Annotated in this window: 9 protein-coding genes and 1 pseudogene; 4 read left to right on the top strand and 6 right to left on the bottom strand. The window is 73.4% G+C overall.

Features of this window, described 5'->3' with window-relative positions; genetic code table 11:
- Nucleotides 1–313: 313 nt before the first annotated feature.
- The 3 genes from CP977_RS08940 to CP977_RS08930 all read right to left on the bottom strand — a co-directional run bounded on the left by CP977_RS08940 (nucleotide 314) and on the right by CP977_RS08930 (nucleotide 3991).
- On the bottom strand, nucleotides 314–694 hold the full coding sequence (locus CP977_RS08940) for a hypothetical protein (protein WP_152369879.1): 381 nt from the start codon (nucleotides 692–694) through the stop codon (nucleotides 314–316).
- A 396-nt stretch (nucleotides 695–1090) separates the two neighbouring features.
- Complete coding sequence (locus tag CP977_RS08935) at nucleotides 1091–1594, bottom strand: PaaI family thioesterase (RefSeq protein ID WP_062756581.1); 504 nt, start codon at nucleotides 1592–1594, stop codon at nucleotides 1091–1093.
- Nucleotides 1595–1708: 114 nt separating this feature from the next.
- On the bottom strand, nucleotides 1709–3991 hold the full coding sequence (locus CP977_RS08930; protein ID WP_152369878.1) for an FdhF/YdeP family oxidoreductase: 2283 nt from the start codon (nucleotides 3989–3991) through the stop codon (nucleotides 1709–1711).
- Nucleotides 3992–4113: 122 nt separating this feature from the next.
- Between CP977_RS08930 and polA the strand changes: the two genes are divergently transcribed.
- On the top strand, nucleotides 4114–6825 hold the full coding sequence (polA, locus tag CP977_RS08925) for a DNA polymerase I (protein ID WP_152369877.1): 2712 nt from the start codon (nucleotides 4114–4116) through the stop codon (nucleotides 6823–6825).
- A gap of 177 nt (nucleotides 6826–7002) precedes the next feature.
- Nucleotides 7003–7716 (top strand): annotated as a pseudogene (locus CP977_RS35330) (serine hydrolase); the annotation flags it as partial.
- A gap of 232 nt (nucleotides 7717–7948) precedes the next feature.
- Here CP977_RS35330 and CP977_RS08915 read toward each other — a convergent pair.
- The gene (locus tag CP977_RS08915) at nucleotides 7949–8869 is read right to left on the bottom strand and encodes a DUF4184 family protein (protein WP_152369876.1); all 921 of its coding nucleotides are present in this window, start codon (nucleotides 8867–8869) and stop codon (nucleotides 7949–7951) included.
- A 265-nt stretch (nucleotides 8870–9134) separates the two neighbouring features.
- Between CP977_RS08915 and CP977_RS08910 the strand changes: the two genes are divergently transcribed.
- Nucleotides 9135–11003 carry a lytic transglycosylase domain-containing protein gene (locus tag CP977_RS08910; protein WP_062756584.1) on the top strand — a complete coding sequence of 623 codons (1869 nt, stop codon included), beginning with the start codon at nucleotides 9135–9137 and terminating at the stop codon, nucleotides 11001–11003.
- Nucleotides 11004–11161: 158 nt separating this feature from the next.
- Here CP977_RS08910 and hrpB read toward each other — a convergent pair whose 3' ends face one another.
- Together hrpB and CP977_RS08900 are read right to left on the bottom strand one after the other, a co-directional pair.
- Nucleotides 11162–13756 carry an ATP-dependent helicase HrpB gene (hrpB, locus tag CP977_RS08905; RefSeq protein WP_152369875.1) on the bottom strand — a complete coding sequence of 865 codons (2595 nt, stop codon included), beginning with the start codon at nucleotides 13754–13756 and terminating at the stop codon, nucleotides 11162–11164.
- A gap of 122 nt (nucleotides 13757–13878) precedes the next feature.
- On the bottom strand, nucleotides 13879–14718 hold the full coding sequence (locus CP977_RS08900; RefSeq protein WP_062756586.1) for a class I SAM-dependent methyltransferase: 840 nt from the start codon (nucleotides 14716–14718) through the stop codon (nucleotides 13879–13881).
- 348 nt (nucleotides 14719–15066) lie between these two features.
- Here CP977_RS08900 and rpsA point away from each other — a divergent pair, with 348 nt between their 5' ends.
- Nucleotides 15067–16569 (top strand): 30S ribosomal protein S1, encoded by a 1503-nt coding sequence (gene rpsA / locus CP977_RS08895; protein WP_030205288.1) that lies wholly within the window; start codon nucleotides 15067–15069, stop codon nucleotides 16567–16569.
- Nucleotides 16570–16635 lie beyond the last annotated feature (66 nt).

Raw genomic sequence — 16635 nt, 5'->3', positions numbered from 1 at the left:
GGGGTCATGATGTGACTGTCTTGTTATGCCGACGGGCGGATGCCGTGTGCATCGGGTGGGCAAAGCGGGCGATAGCGGCTCGTAGCGCGGTGTTCACATAGTGAGAACGCCCAGTTCCGCTAAGGGGCTTGAACGGATCATGCTCCTGACGGCCCCCTCGGGGGACTCTCCGGATATCGGACACGGCCCTTTTGGTGAGCGGACGGAGGAGCCGCGCGGACGCCTCCGCCGGAACACCGCGCGATCGTCACGGAGCGTCACGGGGCTGCTGGCCGAGATCGTTCTGTTCGACGCGCCCGGGAGGGCGGCCCGTTCACGACCGCCAGTTCTCCGAGCTCCCCGTCGCGCCCCTCGCCTCCTCGCAGCGGCGCCGCGCCTCCCGGTCGGCGAAGGCCGAGGCCGCCCCGCGTCCCGCCCGCCGCTCCTCCGCCAGGGCCGCCGCGAGCACCTCGTCGTGGATTTCGTACTGCTCGTTGGAGAGGCCCTTCTGCTCCCAGTCCAGCCCCGCCCACGAGCTGCCCTTCAGGGCCTCCTTCACCCAGTACGACACGAGGTCCGCGCAAATGTCCTCGGGGGTCCTGACGGGGGACGCGGACTCCGTCGGCGCGTCGTGGCCGCCCGTCGGGGCCGGCGCGCAGCCGGCCAGGACCGCGGCGAGCGCGGCCCCGACGAGGCGAAGTCGCCCTCCCGTCACGGGAGTCGGACCCGCCGCTTCGGGAGGCGGCGGACGCCGGCGGGGTGCGGCCGATATGCGACGTCGGCGGTGTGACGGGGCGTGTCGCCCGCGACTGCGGTGATTACGGGGCGAGTCGGGGCGGAAGTGGTGTGTGGGACGGCCATGGGGTCCCCTCGGCGGGCGGACGGAGCGGATGTCTCCCGGGGGAGCCCCGCCAGTGAAGTCCTTCCTGTCGCGCCGGACAAGAGCCCATGGCGAAAAGGGAGTTGGGGAAAGGTGGCAGGCGGTGGGAGGGGGCCGGGAAGACGCCGGCGGGGCGGTGCTCTCCCGCACCGCCCCCGCCGCTCGTACCCTTCGTGCGGTTCGTACCGTTCGCGCCGACCGCTCCGCTCTGCCTCCGGGGACCGCTCGGCCTCAGGAGCCGTTGGACCGGCCCGCCGCGGGCAGGTCGCCCGCGTCCTTCGCGGAGACCTCGCGCAGCATGCAGGTCAGCCGCGCCGAGCAGACCCGCCGGTCCTGCTCGTCGGTGATCACGATCTCGTACGTGGCGGTGGACCGGCCGCGGTGCACCGGGGTCGCCACGCCGGTCACCAGGCCGCTGCGGACCCCCCGGTGGTGGGTGCAGTTGAGGTCGACGCCGACCGCGATGCGGGAGACCCCGCCGTGCAGCATCGAACCGACGGAGCCCAGCGTCTCGGCGAGGACCGCCGACGCCCCGCCGTGCAGCAGTCCGTACGGCTGCGTGTTGCCCTCCACCGGCATGGTGCCGACGACCCGCTCGGCCGAGGCCTCCAGGATCTGCACGCCCATCCGGTTGCCGAGGTGCCCCGCCGAGAAGAGGGCCGGGAGGTCGACGCCGAGCGCCGCGTACTCGTCGATGACCTCCTGCGGGAACTTCACGTGCTGCTGCTCACCCATGACCCGGCTCCGTTCGTCTTCGTACGGCTCCGACCGGAGCGGTCCCGCCGATCGCGGGGACCGCGCCGATCGCACCGATCGCGTTGCTTCCGCCCGAGCGTACTAAGCGTTTGCTCAGGTGGAAGGGGATTGTTCCAGACGGACGATCACGGACTTGCTCGCGGGGGTGTTGCTGACGTCCGCCGTCGACTCCAGCGGCACCAGGACGTTCGTCTCCGGGTAGTAGGCCGCCGCGCACCCCCGGGCCGTCGGGTAGTGCACCACCCGGAAGCCGGGCGCCCGCCGCTCGACGCCGTCCGTCCACTCGCTCACCAGGTCCGCGTACGCCCCGTCGGCCAGACCGAGGGCCGCCGCGTCCTCCGGGTGCACCAGGACGACCCGGCGGCCCCCCTTGATGCCCCGGTAGCGGTCGTCCAGACCGTAGATCGTGGTGTTGTACTGGTCGTGCGAGCGCAGCGTCTGGAGGAGCAGCCGGCCCTCCGGCACCCTCGGGTACTCGACGGGCGCGGCCGTGAAGTTGGCCTTGCCGGTCTTGGTGGGGAAGCGGCGCTCGTCGCGCGGGGCGTGCGGCAGCGCGAAGCCGCCCGGGTCCGCCGCGAGCCGGGCGTTGAAGTCCTCGAAGCCGGGCACCACACGGGCGATGCGGTCCCGGATCCGGGCGTAGTCGGCCTCGAACTCCTCCCAGGGCGTGGCCGACGCCTCCCCGAGGACGGCGCGGGCCATCCGGGCCACGATCGCCGGCTCGGACAGCAGGTGCGGGCTCGCCGGGGGCAGGTTGCCCCGGGAGGCGTGCACCAGGCCCATCGAGTCCTCGACCGTCACGAACTGCCGCCCGGCCTTCCGGACGTCCTTGTCGGTGCGGCCGAGGGTGGGCAGGATCAGCGCGCGCGTGCCCGTCACCGCGTGCGAGCGGTTCAGCTTGGTCGAGACGTGGACGGTCAGCCGGGCCCGGCGCATCGCCGCCTCGGTGACCTCCGTGTCGGGCGTCGCCCCCACGAAGTTGCCGCCCATCGCGAAGAACACCTTCGCCTCGCCGTCGCGCAGCGCCTGGATCGAGCGGACCACGTCGAAGCCGTGGTGGCGCGGCGAGACGATCCCGAACTCCTTGTCCAGGGCGTCGAGGAACGCGGGCGCGGGACGCTCGAAGATGCCCATGGTCCGGTCGCCCTGCACGTTCGAGTGGCCGCGCACCGGGCAGACGCCCGCGCCCGGCCGCCCGATGTTCCCGCGCAGGAGCAGCAGGTTGACCACCTCGCGGATGGTCGGCACGGAGTGCTTGTGCTGGGTGAGGCCCATCGCCCAGCAGACGATGGTCCGCTCCGAGGCGAGGACCATCTCCAGGGCCCGCTCGATCTCGGAGCGCTCCAGACCGGTCGCCGCCAGGGTCTCGTCCCAGTCGGCCTCCCCGGCGGCCGCCGCGAACTCCTCGTACCCGTGGGTGTGTTCGCGTACGAACTCCTCGTCCACGGCGCCGGGGGTCTCCAGGACCAGCTTGTTGAGGAGGCGGAAGAGGGCCTGGTCGCCGCCGATCCGGATCTGGAGGAAGAGGTCGGTGAGCGCGGCGCCCCTGACCATGCCGAGGGGGGTCTGCGGGTTCTTGAACCGCTCCAGGCCGGCCTCCGGCAGCGGGTTCACCGAGATGATCCGGGCGCCCGCGGCCTTCGCCTTCTCCAGGGCAGACAGCATCCGGGGATGGTTCGTGCCCGGGTTCTGCCCGGCCACGACGATCAGGTCCGCCCGGTGCAGGTCCTCCAGGGAGACGCTGCCCTTGCCGACGCCGATGGTCTCCGTCAGGGCCGATCCCGAGGACTCGTGACACATGTTGGAGCAGTCCGGCAGGTTGTTGGTGCCGAACTCGCGGGCGAAGAGCTGGAGCAGGAACGCCGCCTCGTTGCTGGTGCGCCCCGAGGTGTAGAAGAGCGCCTCGTCGGGGGAGTCCAGGGCCCGCAGCTCCTCGGCGAGGATCCCGAAGGCCCGCTCCCAGGTCACCGGCTCGTACCGGTCGCCGCCCTCGGGGAGGAACATCGGCTGCGTGATGCGGCCCTGCTGGCCCAGCCAGTACCCGCTGCGCTCCGCGAGGTCCGCGACCGGGTGCGCGGCGAAGAACTCCGGGGTGACCCGGCGCAGCGTCGCCTCCTCGGCGACGGCCTTCGCGCCGTTCTCGCAGAACTCCGCGACGTGCCGCTTGTCCTCCTCGGGCCAGGCGCAGCCCGGACAGTCGAAGCCGTCCTTCTGGTTGACCTTCAGGAGGGTCCGCGCGGTGCGCAGGGACCCCATCTGCTCGCGGGCGATCCGCAGGGTGTGTCCGACGGCGGGCAGCCCGGCGGCGGCGTGCTGCGGCGGCGTGACCTGCGGTGCGTCCTGGACCGGGTCACCGGCCGGCGGCTTGCTGACCATCGCGCTCTCCCTTGAGCGGTCGTCCTGCGGCGTACGTCTCCGATCCTGTCACGCGCCACCGACAGTCCGGCACCCCGGCCGGTGGGGAGGGGATTGTCGGTGGGCCGTGGCAGGATCGTCCCGTGGCCGAGACAGCATCGAAGAACACCCCAGACACCCGCCCCCGCCTGCTCCTGATGGACGGGCACTCGCTCGCGTACCGGGCGTTCTTCGCGCTGCCCGCGGAGAACTTCACCACCGCGACCGGGCAGCCGACGAACGCGATCTACGGGTTCGCCTCGATGCTGGCGAACACGCTGCGCGACGAGACGCCCACGCACTTCGCGGTGGCGTTCGACGTGTCCCGCAAGACCTGGCGGTCCGAGGAGTTCCCGGAGTACAAGGCGAACCGCTCGAAGACGCCCGACGAGTTCAAGGGGCAGGTCGAGCTGATCGGCGAGCTGCTCGACGCGATGCGCGCGCAGCGCTTCGCCGTGGACGGCTTCGAGGCGGACGACGTCATCGCGACCCTCGCCACGCAGGCCGAGGCCGAGGGCTTCGACGTCCTGATCGTCACCGGCGACCGGGACTCCTTCCAGCTCGTCACCGACCACGTCACCGTGCTCTACCCCACCAAGGGCGTCTCCGAGCTGACCCGTTTCACCCCGGAGAAGATCCAGGAGAAGTACGGTCTGAGCCCCTCGCAGTACCCCGACTTCGCGGCCCTGCGCGGCGACCCGTCGGACAACCTGCCCGGCATCCCCGGGGTCGGCGAGAAGACCGCCGCCAAGTGGATCACCCAGTTCGGCTCCTTCGACCAGCTCGTCGAGCGGGCCGAGGAGGTCAAGGGCAAGGTCGGGCAGAACTTCCGCGACCACCTGGAGTCGGTGAAGCTCAACCGGCGCCTGACCGAGATGGTCCGGGACGTCGAGCTGTCGAAGACGGTGGCCGACCTGGCCCGCGAGCCGTACGACCGGACGGCCGTCGCCCTCGTCCTCGACACCCTGGAGATCCGCAACCCCTCCCTGCGCGAGCGGCTCCTCGCCGTCGACCCGGGCTCCGCCGAGGAGGCCGCCCCGCCGCCCGCCGCGGGCGTCGAGCTCGACGGCTCCGTCCTCTCCGCCGGCGAGCTCGCCCCCTGGCTCGCCGAGCACGGCACCGAGCCCCTGGGCGTCGCCACCGTCGACAGCTGGGCGCTCGGCACCGGAAACGTCAGCGAGGTCGCCCTCGCCGCCGCCGGGGGAGCCGCCGCCTGGTTCGACCCCAGCGAGCTCGACGAGGCCGACGAGCGGGCCTGGGCCGCGTGGATCTCCGACCCCGACCGCCCCAAGGTCATGCACAACGCCAAGGGCGCCATGCGGGTCTTCCCCGAGCACGGCTGGAGCGTCGCGGGCGTCACCATGGACACCGCCCTCGCCGCCTACCTGGTCAAGCCCGGCCGCCGCTCCTTCGCCCTGGACGCGCTCTCGATCGAGTACCTCGGCCGCGAGCTGGCCCCCGCGGCCGCCTCCGACGGGCAGCTCGCCTTCGGCGCCGACGACACCGCCGAGGCCGAGGCCCTCATGGCCCAGGCCCGCGCCGTCCTCGACCTCGGCGGGGCCTTCGAGGAGCGGCTCGGCGAGGTCGGGGCCCGCGAGCTCCTCCACGAGGTCGAGCTGCCCACCTCCGCCCTCCTCGCCCGCCTGGAGCGGCACGGCATCGCCGCCGACCGCGAGCACCTGGAGGCCATGGAGCAGCAGTTCGCCGGCGCCGTCCAGCAGGCCGTGAAGGAGGCGCACGCCTCCGTCGGCCACGAGTTCAACCTCGGCTCGCCCAAGCAGCTCCAGGAGGTCTTCTTCGGCGAGCTGAACCTCCCGAAGACCAAGAAGACCAAGACCGGGTACACGACCGACGCCGACGCGCTCGCCTGGCTGGCCGGCCAGACCGAGCACGAACTGCCCGTGATCATGCTCCGCCACCGCGAGCAGGCCCGGCTCCGCTCCACCGTCGAGGGCCTGGTCAAGACGATCGCCGCCGACGGCCGGATCCACACCACCTTCAGCCAGACCGTCGCCGCCACCGGCCGCCTCTCCTCCACCGACCCGAACCTGCAGAACGTGCCGGTGCGCACCGACGAGGGCCGGGCCATCCGGCACGGCTTCGTCGTCGGCGAGGGCTTCGAGGCCCTGATGACCGCCGACTACAGCCAGATCGAGCTGCGGGTCATGGCCCACCTCTCCGAGGACGAGGGCCTCCTGGAGGCCTTCACCTCCGGCGAGGACCTGCACACCACCGTCGCCTCCCAGGTCTTCGGCGTCGAGCGGTCCGCCGTCGACGCCGAGATGCGCCGCAAGATCAAGGCCATGTCGTACGGCCTGGCCTACGGCCTCTCCGCCTTCGGCCTCGCCCAGCAGCTCACCATCGACCCGGCCGAGGCCCGGATCCTGATGGAGACCTACTTCGAGCGCTTCGGCGGCGTCCGGGACTACCTGCGCCGGATCGTCGACGAGGCCCGCGCCACCGGCTACACCGAGACGATGCTCGGCCGCCGCCGCTACCTGCCCGACCTCAACAGCGACAACCGGCAGCGCCGCGAGGCCGCCGAGCGGATGGCGCTCAACGCCCCCATCCAGGGCACGGCCGCCGACATCGTGAAGGTCGCCATGCTGAACGTCGACCGGGCGCTCACGGAGGCGGGCCTCGCCTCCCGGATGCTCCTCCAGGTCCACGACGAAATCGTGCTCGAACTCGCCCCCGGCGAGCGCGAGCAGGTCGAGGCCCTGGTCCGCGAGCAGATGTCCGGCGCGGCCCACCTGCGGGCCCCGCTCGACGTCTCCGTCGGCGTCGGCCGCGACTGGGACTCCGCCGCGCACTGACCCCCACCGCCACCGCCCGCCCCCGGTCCGTACCACTGTCGTACGGGGCCGGGGGCGTTCGGCCGTACGGGGCCGGTGAGGCGGTTTTACGAGGGCCGGGGAGTGGTCGTACGGGCCCCGGGGCGGGCCGTTTGCGCCGGATGGACCACTCCGGAGGGCGTTCCGGCGGCCGGGCTCATGAAACTGAGCATCATGATCACGAGCCGTCGCGCCCGCCTCCGTGCCTGGGCCCTGCTCGGAGCCCTGCTCGGGGCGTCGGGCACCGCCTGGCCCGCGGAGGCGCACCGGGCGCCCGCACCCTGCACCTCGTCCCGCGAACCTGCCCTCGCCGCCCGGCTGTCCCAGGACATCACGACGGCCCTCAGAGGCCGCGACGGCACAGTTTCCGTCGCCCTGCACGACCCCGGGCGCGGACTGCGCTGCCGCGTGGACGACACCCTGGTGTACGACTCCGCCAGCCTCGCCAAGGTCCTCATCCTGGAGGCCGTCCTCGGACGGGCCGCGGAGCTCGGACGCGCGCCCACCCGCACGGAGTCGCAGCGGATGAGGGCGATGATCACCCGCTCCGACAACAAGGCGGCCGGCGAGCTGTGGAAGGGGCTCTCCCGCGCCCGCCTCGACAGGGTGCTGCGCGACGTCGGGGCCCGGGACACCGTCCCCGGCCACGGCGGCTACTGGGGCCTCACCCGCACCACCGCCCGCGACCAACTGGCCCTCCTCGCCGCGGTGTCCCGCCGCGCCGAGGCGCTGTCCCTGATGGGCCGGGTCGTCCGCGACCAGGCGTGGGGCGTCACCGCGGGCGCGCCCCGCACGGTCGAGGTCCACCTCAAGAACGGCTGGCTGCCCCGCGCCACCCACGCCTGGCGCGTCCACAGCGTCGGCGTGGTGCGCCCGGCCGCCGGCAAGGGGAAGGACGGCGGGGCGGTGGGCAAGGGGAGGGGCGGTCCGGCGGGCGCGGGCGGCGCGTCCGCGACCGACTACCGGCTCGCCCTCCTGAGCCACGGCAACCCCACCATGCGGTACGGCATCCGCACCCTGGAGGGGGTCGCCATGGCAGTGCACCGCAGGCTCTCCGGCGGCGCGGCGGCCCGCGGCTTCACCCCGGCGGAGAACGTCGGCGAGGTCACGGACGGGAGCGCTCCGGCCGGTTCTCCTGGTGCTCCTGGCGCTTCTGCTCCTCCCGCTCCTCCCGCTCCGGGGTCGGAGGGGTCCCGGCCGGACGCCCCGCCCGCCGAGCGGACGACCCACCGAGGAACCGCACCCCCGCCCCGTACAGCACGAGCCCGGCGGCGAGCCCGGCGCCGGCCCCGAAACACGCCGTCGGAATGATGTCCAGGGGCGTCTCGATCCGGTCCCAGCCCCAGTACGCGGCCCAGCGCAGCACCCGGTGGACGACTCCGGCGAGGACGCAGCCGCCGATGAGACCGGCCGCGACGAGCCGCCCGCGCCGCCCCGGGACCGTCACGGAGGCGGGCAGTTCCGCCCCGGGCGCGGTGGCGCGCAGCGCCCGGAGCACGAACCAGCAGAGCAGCGCCAGGGCCAGCGCCGAACTCCCGTACTGCACGTAGAGGTAGAACGGGAAACCGGCCACGATCTCGCCGAGGAACGGGAACGCGCGGGTGCCCCAGCGGTCGAGGTGGGTGAACGAGTCCCACACCACGTGGGTCGCGGCGCCGAGCACCGCCGAGAGGAAGAACCACCCGGCGAACGCCGCCGGGTGCCGCTCCTCCCGGCGGCCCGCAACGAGCCCGTACACCCTGCCCCGCCACCGGGCGGGCAGCAGCGCCGCCAGCGGCTCGCGCACGGTCAGCCACAGGACGACGAGCGCGCCCGTGATCAGGACGTCGGCCGTGACGATCCCGACGGGGGAGTGGGTGACGTCGCCGAAGGCCATCGCGCCGGGGAGGGCCGTGGCGGCGAAATAGGTCATGTCGGGCGCGAAGGAACCCGCGACGAGGGCGGACGCGACCAGCGGCCCGCGCGCGGTTCCGTCCCGGCGCAGCCCGGGCAGCACGGCGGCGGCATGGCTCAGCGTGAACGGCAAGAGAGGCTCCCGGGGTTCGGACGGCGGCGGCTCGCGGCGGCCCGCGGACACGGGCGCGGGCCGGGGGGACCATGATCGACGCAGTGCAAGAGGCGCGCGGCACCCGGGTCGGTTCCCGTTCCGGTTTGATCGGGAGGCGGCCAAGAGGTGACGAAAGCGTGAAACACGGTCAGGGGCCGGTACTCGTCGGTACGGAGTTGGCATAGGGTCGCCGGAGGCCGCGCGCGGGGAGCGCGGGACCGTCGATCGGGGAGGGACGACGCATATGGCACCGGACATCGGCCGCCGGCTGCGCAGGGGAGCCACCAGCGGTGCGGTGGTGGCCGCGGCGGTCGCCGCGCTCGCCGCCTCGCAGGCGCCGGAGGCGATCCAGCCGACCACGGACAACGCCGGCGGTGACCGCGCCGTCGGGACCGGGGAGGGCACCCCGCCGTCCGGCGAGGGATCCGCGACCGGTGACTCGCCGTACTACACGGAGCTGCCGCCGCTGAACACGCCGCCCAAGCAGCCGGGCGTGCCCGGCACGGGCACCGGGCCGCTGGTGGTCACCGGGCCCGCCGAGGCCGGCATACCCGCGACCGTCCTCTCCGCCTACAAGCGGGCCGAGCAGTCGGTCCGCTCCACCGCCCCCGGCTGCAACCTGCCGTGGCAACTGCTCGCCGGCATCGGCAAGGTCGAGTCCGGGCAGGCGAGCGGCGGCCGGGTCGACGCCAACGGCACGACCTTCAGGCCGATCCTCGGCCCCGCCCTCAACGGCGTCGGCTTCGCCAACATCTCCGACACCGACGACGGCGCCTACGACGGCGACAGGGTCCACGACCGCGCCGTCGGACCGATGCAGTTCATCCCGTCCACCTGGGCCACCTGGGGCCAGGACGCCAACGGCGACGGGAAGAAGGACCCGAACAACATCTACGACGCGGCGCAGGCCGCCGGCCTCTACCTCTGCGCCAACGACCGCAACCTCGCGCTCAAGGCCGACCTCGACCGCGCGATCCTCAGCTACAACCGCTCGACCGAGTACCTGAACACGGTCCTGTCCTGGTTCGAGTACTACAAGCGCGGCACCCACCAGGTCCCGGACGGCACGGGCGTGCTGCCGGTCGACCGCAGCGACAACCGCCGCCCGGGCGGTCTCCCCGGCACCACCACGCCGACCCCGTCCGTGCCGGTGTCCCCCTCTCCGACGTCTCCCGCACCGAAGCCGGGCTCCCAGGACCCGAAGCCGGGCACTCCCGGGACGACCAAGCCGCCGACCGTTCCGACCGAGCCCACCCCCGTCCCGAAGCCGCCCGTCACCTCGCCGGCCGACAAGGTGGCGGCGCTCGCGGTCGCGGGCAACCGGCAGCTGACCGCGATCACCGACAGCGACTTCACGGGGGTCCCCCGCGCCGCGGCGCTCGACGCCTCGGGCAAGCCGGTCGCCAAGGTGAACGTCCGCTTCGAGATCGTCGGAGCCACCGACACCCGGTTCGCCGGGGGCAAGAGCGCGGTCACCGCCACCACCACCTCGTCCGGCATCGCCTCCTCCCCGGCGCTGCGGGCCGGCGAGAAGGCGGGAACGTTCACGATCCGGGCCACCGTCGTGGGCCGGACCCTGGGCGCGGCCGAATTCGCCGTCTCCGTCACCGAGCGGCAGGCGGACACCCTCGTCCGCGTCGGCGAGGACCCGCTGTCGGCCGCCACCGGCACCGCCTTCGCGCAGGAGCTCCAGGTGAAGGCCACCGACAAGGGGGCCCTCGCTCCCGGCGTGCTCGTCACCGCGGAGATCGTCGCCTCGAAGACGGACCCGAAGCCGGCCACCGAGGGCCCGACCTTCAAGGACGCCTCTCGCACCGCCACCTTCACGACCGCCACGAACGGCACCCTCACCCTCAAGGCGGGCGACCTCCTCGCTGGTGACAAGGCGGAGACGTACTTCCTGAAGCTGACCGCGCCCGGCGGCGGCACCCTCTTCGTCGAGCTCAAGGTCACCGGGTCCGACTCGACTCCGGATCCGACTCCGGAGCCCTCCGAGCCCGGTACGCCCGAGGCCTCCCCCTCGCCGTCGGCCTCCCCTTCCCCGTCCTCCTCTCCCTCGTCGTCCGCCACCGCACCGACGGCCTCTCCGTCCGCCACCGTGTCCAAGGCCTGACCGGCCGCGACACCCCTTCCCCGCACCGCCCTCTTCGTCCGCACCGGATCCGCCCACACTGGATCCGCCCGCAGCGGACGAGGGGGGCGGCGCTCCGTCTTCCCCGAGCTCCGCCACCGAACGCGTCCGTGCCCGGCGGGCCCGTCCGGGGCCCGGCGTCACCGCTCCCTTCTGAGCCGCGCGGCGGTGTGCCGGGTCGCCACCGCCTCCGACGGGTCCTCCGGCCACGGGTGCTTCGGGTACCGCCCCCGCAGCTCCGCCCGCACCGCGCGGTAGCCGTCCCGCCAGAACGACGCCAGGTCGGCGGTCACCGCCGCCGGCCGCCCGGCGGGGGAGAGGAGGTGGACGAGCACCGGAACCCCCGCCACCCGGGGCGTCTCGGCCAGGCCGAACATCTCCTGGAGCTTCACCGCGAGCACCGGCCGGTCGCCCCCGTACTCCACCCGTATCCGCGAACCGCTCGGCACCTCGATCCGCTCCGGCGCCAGCTCGTCCAGCCGGCCCGCCTCGCCCGACGCCCACGGCAGCAGCCGCCGCAGGGCCTCACCGGCGTCGATCCGCCCCAGATCGGCGCGGCGCCCGGCCCGGGACAGCTCCGGCTCCAGCCACTCCCCGGCCCGGTCGACCAGCGCCTCCTCCGACACGTCCGGCCACGGCTCGCCCACCTCCCGGTGCAGGAACGCCAGCCGCTCGCGCAGCTCCCCGGCCTCCCGGCTCCACCGCAGCAACCCGAGCCCCTCGCGCCGCAGACCGTCGAGCAGCGCCTCCCGGACCAGCGCGCGATCGGCCCCGGTCCCCAGTGGCCGGACCGTCAGCTCGACCGCGCCCAGCCGGTCCACCGAGCGCGCGACCACGTCCCCGTCCTCCCAGCGGACCTCCTCGCCGGTGGACCGCAGATGTCCCGCCGCCCGTCGCGCCACGGCTTCGTCCACCACCGCCGCGAGCCGCACCCGTGCCGTGGCGTCCCGCGCCGTACGGTCCGCCACCGCCACGGCCAGCCACGGAGCGGACCGCAGCCCGGAGCCCTCGGCGAGCCGCGCCCCGCTCCCCGACACCATCAGGAAGCCGCCCTGCTCCCGGGCCCTGGCCACCCGCTCCGGGAAAGCGAGCGCCGTCACCAGACCGGCCACGACGTCGTCACTCCCCCCGCCCGCCACAACGGCGCCCCCGCCCCGGGCATCGGCGCTCCCGGCGCCCCCGATACCACCGTCCCTCCCGGCCGCCACTCCACCGACCGCCCGCTCCAGACGGCGCACCTCCGTCCTCCATCGCGCGCCGTACCCGTCCGAGCCCCGACGGGCCGTCCGCCAGGCCTCCGCCAGGTCGTCCCCGTACTCGCGCGGCGGCTCCTCGCCGAGCAGCGCGACCACCTCGGCGGCCCGCCGGACCCCCACCTCCGGCGCACCGTCCAGCAGGGCGCGGCCCAGCCGCGGGTGGAGCCCGAGCCGGGACATCCGCACCCCCCGCTCCGTGGCCCGGCCCGCCGCGTCCACGGCCCCGATCGCCCCGAGGACCGCACGGGCCGCCTCCATCGCCCCGGCCGGCGGCGCGTCGAGCAGCGCGAGCCCCCCGGCCGTCGGGTCGCCCCAGCAGGCGGCCCGCAGGGCGAAGTCCGCCAGGTCCGCGATCCTGATCTCGGGCGACGGAAAGCGTGCCCTGCTCCCGTCCTCCGCCTCCGCCCAGCAGCGGTAGACCACACCGGGCGCCTCACGCCCCGAGCGCCCGGCCCGCTGCGTCGCCGCGGCCGCCGACACCGGCACCGTCGCCAGCGACCCGAGCCCCCGGGCGTGGTCCGTCCGGGGCTCCCGCGCGAGCCCCGAGTCGACCACGACCCGCACCCCCGGAACCGTCAGGCTCGACTCCGCCACCGACGTCGAGAGCACCACCCGGCGCCGCCCACCCGGCTCGACGCCCCGCAGCACCGCGTCCTGCACCTCCGCCGGAGCCCGCCCGTGCAGCTGGAGCACCTCGGCGTCCAGCCCGGACAGCAGCCCCGCCGTCCGCGCGATCTCCCCCGTACCCGGAAGGAAGCAGAGCACGTCGCCCTCGTGCCGCTCCAGGGCGAGCCGCACCGTCGCCGCCACATGGCGCAGCAGCGCCGGATCCACCCAGGTGCCGTGCGCGGGCCGGATCCCGGCGGGCGGCGCGGCGAACCGCACCTCGTACCCGTGCCCCTCACCCTCGCTCCGCACGATCGGCGCGGGCCCGCCGCCGTCCACAGAGGTCAGCAGCCGGGCCCAGGCCTCGGCGTCGCTCGTCGCCGAGGCCGCGATCAGCTTCAGCTCCGGCCGCAGGGCCGCCCGCACGTCCACCAGGAACGCCATCGCCGTGTCGGCGTCCAGGTGCCGCTCGTGGCACTCGTCGAGCAGCACCACGTCGACCCCCGCCACCTCCGGGTCGCGCTGGAGCCGCTGGAGCAGGACGCCCGTGGTCACCACCTCGACCCGGGTCGACGGCCCGGCCCGCCGCTCGCCGCGCACCGAGAAGCCGACCGCGCCGCCGACCTCCTCGCCGAGCAGCCACGCCATCCGCCGGGCCGCCGCCCGCACCGCCATCCGGCGCGGCTCGGCCACCAGCACCCGGCGCTCGGGACCGTCCCCTATGAGCCCCGCGAGAGCCAGCGGCACCAGCGTCGTCTTGCCGGTGCCGGGAGGAGCGGACAGCACCGCCGTACCGCACTCCGCGAGCGCGGAGAGCAGCTCGGGGACGGCATGGCGGACGGGGAGACGGTCGAGCGCTTCGTTTCGGATCACGCACTCAGTCTCGTACGCGCAGAAAAAAGGCGGGCCCCGTTGTCCACAGGGCCCACCTGTAAGTACGACTAATGCGAGGGGTGATGCGAGAAGGGATGGGGGCGGGGGGAGCGGAGAGGCGGCTACTCCGCCCGCTCGCACACGAAGATCGCCGTCCCCGGGATCAGGTTCCCCCGCAGCGGGGACCAGCCGCCCCACTCCTGGCCGTTCCAGGCCGGCCATTCCGGCTCGACCAGGTCCACGAGCCGGAACCCGCCGGCCACCACGTCCCGCACCCGGTCCCCGAGCGTCCGGTGGTGCTCCACGTACACCGCCCGCCCCTCCTCGTCCTGCTCGACGTACGGCGTGCGGTCGAAGTAGGAGGCGGCGACCGAGAGCCCTTCGGGGCCCGGCTCGTCGGGGAACGCCCAGCGGATCGGGTGCGTCACCGAGAACACCCAGCGCCCGCCCGGCCGCAGCACCCGGCGCACCTCCCGGAAGACCCGTACCGGATCGGCGACGAACGGCACCGCCCCGTACGCCGAGCAGGCCAGGTCGAAGGAGCCGTCCCGGAACGGCAGCGCCCCCGCGTCGGCCTCCACCAGCGGCACCTCGCCGCCGATCCGCAGCGCGTGCTGGAGCTGCCGGTGCGACAGGTCGAGCGCCACCGGACGCGCCCCCCGCGCCGCCAGCCACCGCGAGCACTGCGCCGCGCCCGCGCCGATCTCCAGGACGTCGAGGCCCTTCAGCGAGGCGGCCGGACCGAGCAGCCCCGCCTCGGCCTCGTCCAGCCCTTCGGGACCCCACACGAACCGGTCGTCGCCCAGGAAGGGCCCGTGCTCGCTCTGGTACTCGTCGGCGTTCCGGTCCCACCATCCGCGGCTCGCCCGGCTGCTCTCCGCGTCCCCCGCGTCACGCCGGGTCGCCTCCGCCCCGTCGTCCCCGCCCTCGACCGCGTCTTCGCGTCCGTACTCTTGGTTCATCTCGCCCGCCGATGTAGTTTGCGCTCAGTACCGCCGTGCGGCGGACCACGCCGACACGGCGTGGAAGGACATGAGTAGTGCCGGAGTTGAGCCGATCTGCCCCGGGTGCGCGCTTCGCGCATTGACCCTGTCCGGCCGCTTCCGTATGCTAAAGGTTGCGCTGCGGGTCTGCGTGCCTCAGACGGAGCAGGCCGCGCTCGTACCTGGTGTATGTCCCCTCGGTTTTCGAGGCTCCTCCCGCTTCCGCGGGCAGGGAGTTTCTTTGGCTGTCCGGCTTCTTGGTGCGATACGGGCTCACGGCGTAGCAGTACCTACGACTTTCTGTCCGTAACCGGAGCCCTTTCCCACATGACGAGCAGCACCGAGACCACCGCCACCACCCCGCAGGTTGCGGTCAACGACATCGGTAACGAGGAAGCCTTCCTCGCCGCGATCGACGAGACGATCAAGTACTTCAACGACGGCGACATCGTCGACGGCGTCATCGTGAAGGTCGACCGGGACGAGGTCCTGCTCGACATCGGTTACAAGACCGAAGGTGTCATCCCGAGCCGCGAGCTCTCGATCAAGCACGACGTCGACCCGAACGAGGTCGTCAAGGTCGGCGACGAGATCGAGGCCCTGGTCCTCCAGAAGGAGGACAAGGAAGGCCGCCTGATCCTCTCGAAGAAGCGCGCCCAGTACGAGCGCGCCTGGGGCACCATCGAGAAGATCAAGGAAGAGGACGGCATCGTCACCGGTACCGTCATCGAGGTCGTCAAGGGTGGTCTCATCCTCGACATCGGCCTCCGCGGCTTCCTCCCGGCCTCCCTGGTCGAGATGCGCCGCGTCCGCGACCTCCAGCCCTACGTGGGCAAGGAGCTCGAGGCGAAGATCATCGAGCTGGACAAGAACCGCAACAACGTGGTCCTGTCCCGCCGCGCCTGGCTGGAGCAGACCCAGTCCGAGGTCCGCCAGACCTTCCTCACGACCCTCCAGAAGGGTCAGGTCCGCTCCGGCGTCGTCTCCTCGATCGTCAACTTCGGTGCCTTCGTGGACCTGGGTGGCGTCGACGGCCTCGTCCACGTCTCCGAGCTGTCCTGGAAGCACATCGACCACCCGTCCGAGGTCGTCGAGGTCGGCCAGGAGGTCACCGTCGAGGTTCTCGACGTGGACATGGACCGCGAGCGCGTCTCCCTGTCGCTGAAGGCGACCCAGGAGGACCCGTGGCAGCAGTTCGCCCGGACCCACCAGATCGGTCAGGTCGTCCCGGGTAAGGTCACCAAGCTGGTTCCGTTCGGTGCGTTCGTCCGCGTGGACGAGGGCATCGAGGGCCTGGTCCACATCTCCGAGCTGGCCGAGCGCCACGTGGAGATCCCGGAGCAGGTCGTCCAGGTCAACGACGAGATCTTCGTCAAGGTCATCGACATCGACCTCGAGCGCCGCCGCATCAGCCTCTCGCTGAAGCAGGCCAACGAGTCCTTCGGTGCCGACCCGGCCTCGGTCGAGTTCGACCCGACCCTGTACGGCATGGCCGCGTCCTACGACGACCAGGGCAACTACATCTACCCCGAGGGCTTCGACCCCGAGACCAACGACTGGCTCGAGGGCTACGAGGCTCAGCGCGAGGCCTGGGAGACCCAGTACGCCGAGGCGCAGGCTCGCTTCGAGCAGCACCAGGCCCAGGTCATCAAGTCCCGCGAGGCCGACGAGGCCGCCGCTGCCGAGGGTGGCGCCGCCGCTCCGGCCGGTGCCCCGGCGGGCGTGTCGGGTGGCTCCTACTCCTCGGAGTCGGACGACAACTCCGGCGCCCTGGCGTCGGACGAGGCGCTTGCCGCCCTGCGCGAGAAGCTGGCCGGCGGCCAGAGCTGAACAGGCTCTCCGCTGAGCGCTAGCCGCTAGCGAGACCGAGGCCCGCTCCCCTCCGGGGGAGCGGGC

This window comes from Streptomyces cinereoruber, from assembly GCF_009299385.1.
Classification (GTDB): Bacteria; Actinomycetota; Actinomycetes; order Streptomycetales; family Streptomycetaceae; genus Streptomyces; species Streptomyces bikiniensis.
Note: the sequence above shows the minus strand (reverse complement) of the source record. Positions and strands in the feature narration are given on the sequence as shown.

Excerpts from the sequence above, each read along its gene's own strand:
- CP977_RS08935 (WP_062756581.1), bottom strand. The coding sequence starts at position 1,594 with ATGGGTGAGCAGCAGCACGTGAAGTTCCCGCAGGAGGTCATCGACGAG.
- CP977_RS08930 (WP_152369878.1), bottom strand. The coding sequence starts at position 3,991 with ATGGTCAGCAAGCCGCCGGCCGGTGACCCGGTCCAGGACGCACCGCAG.
- CP977_RS08910 (WP_062756584.1), top strand. The coding sequence starts at position 9,135 with ATGGCACCGGACATCGGCCGCCGGCTGCGCAGGGGAGCCACCAGCGGT.
- CP977_RS08900 (WP_062756586.1), bottom strand. The coding sequence starts at position 14,718 with ATGAACCAAGAGTACGGACGCGAAGACGCGGTCGAGGGCGGGGACGAC.
- rpsA (WP_030205288.1), top strand. The coding sequence starts at position 15,067 with ATGACGAGCAGCACCGAGACCACCGCCACCACCCCGCAGGTTGCGGTC.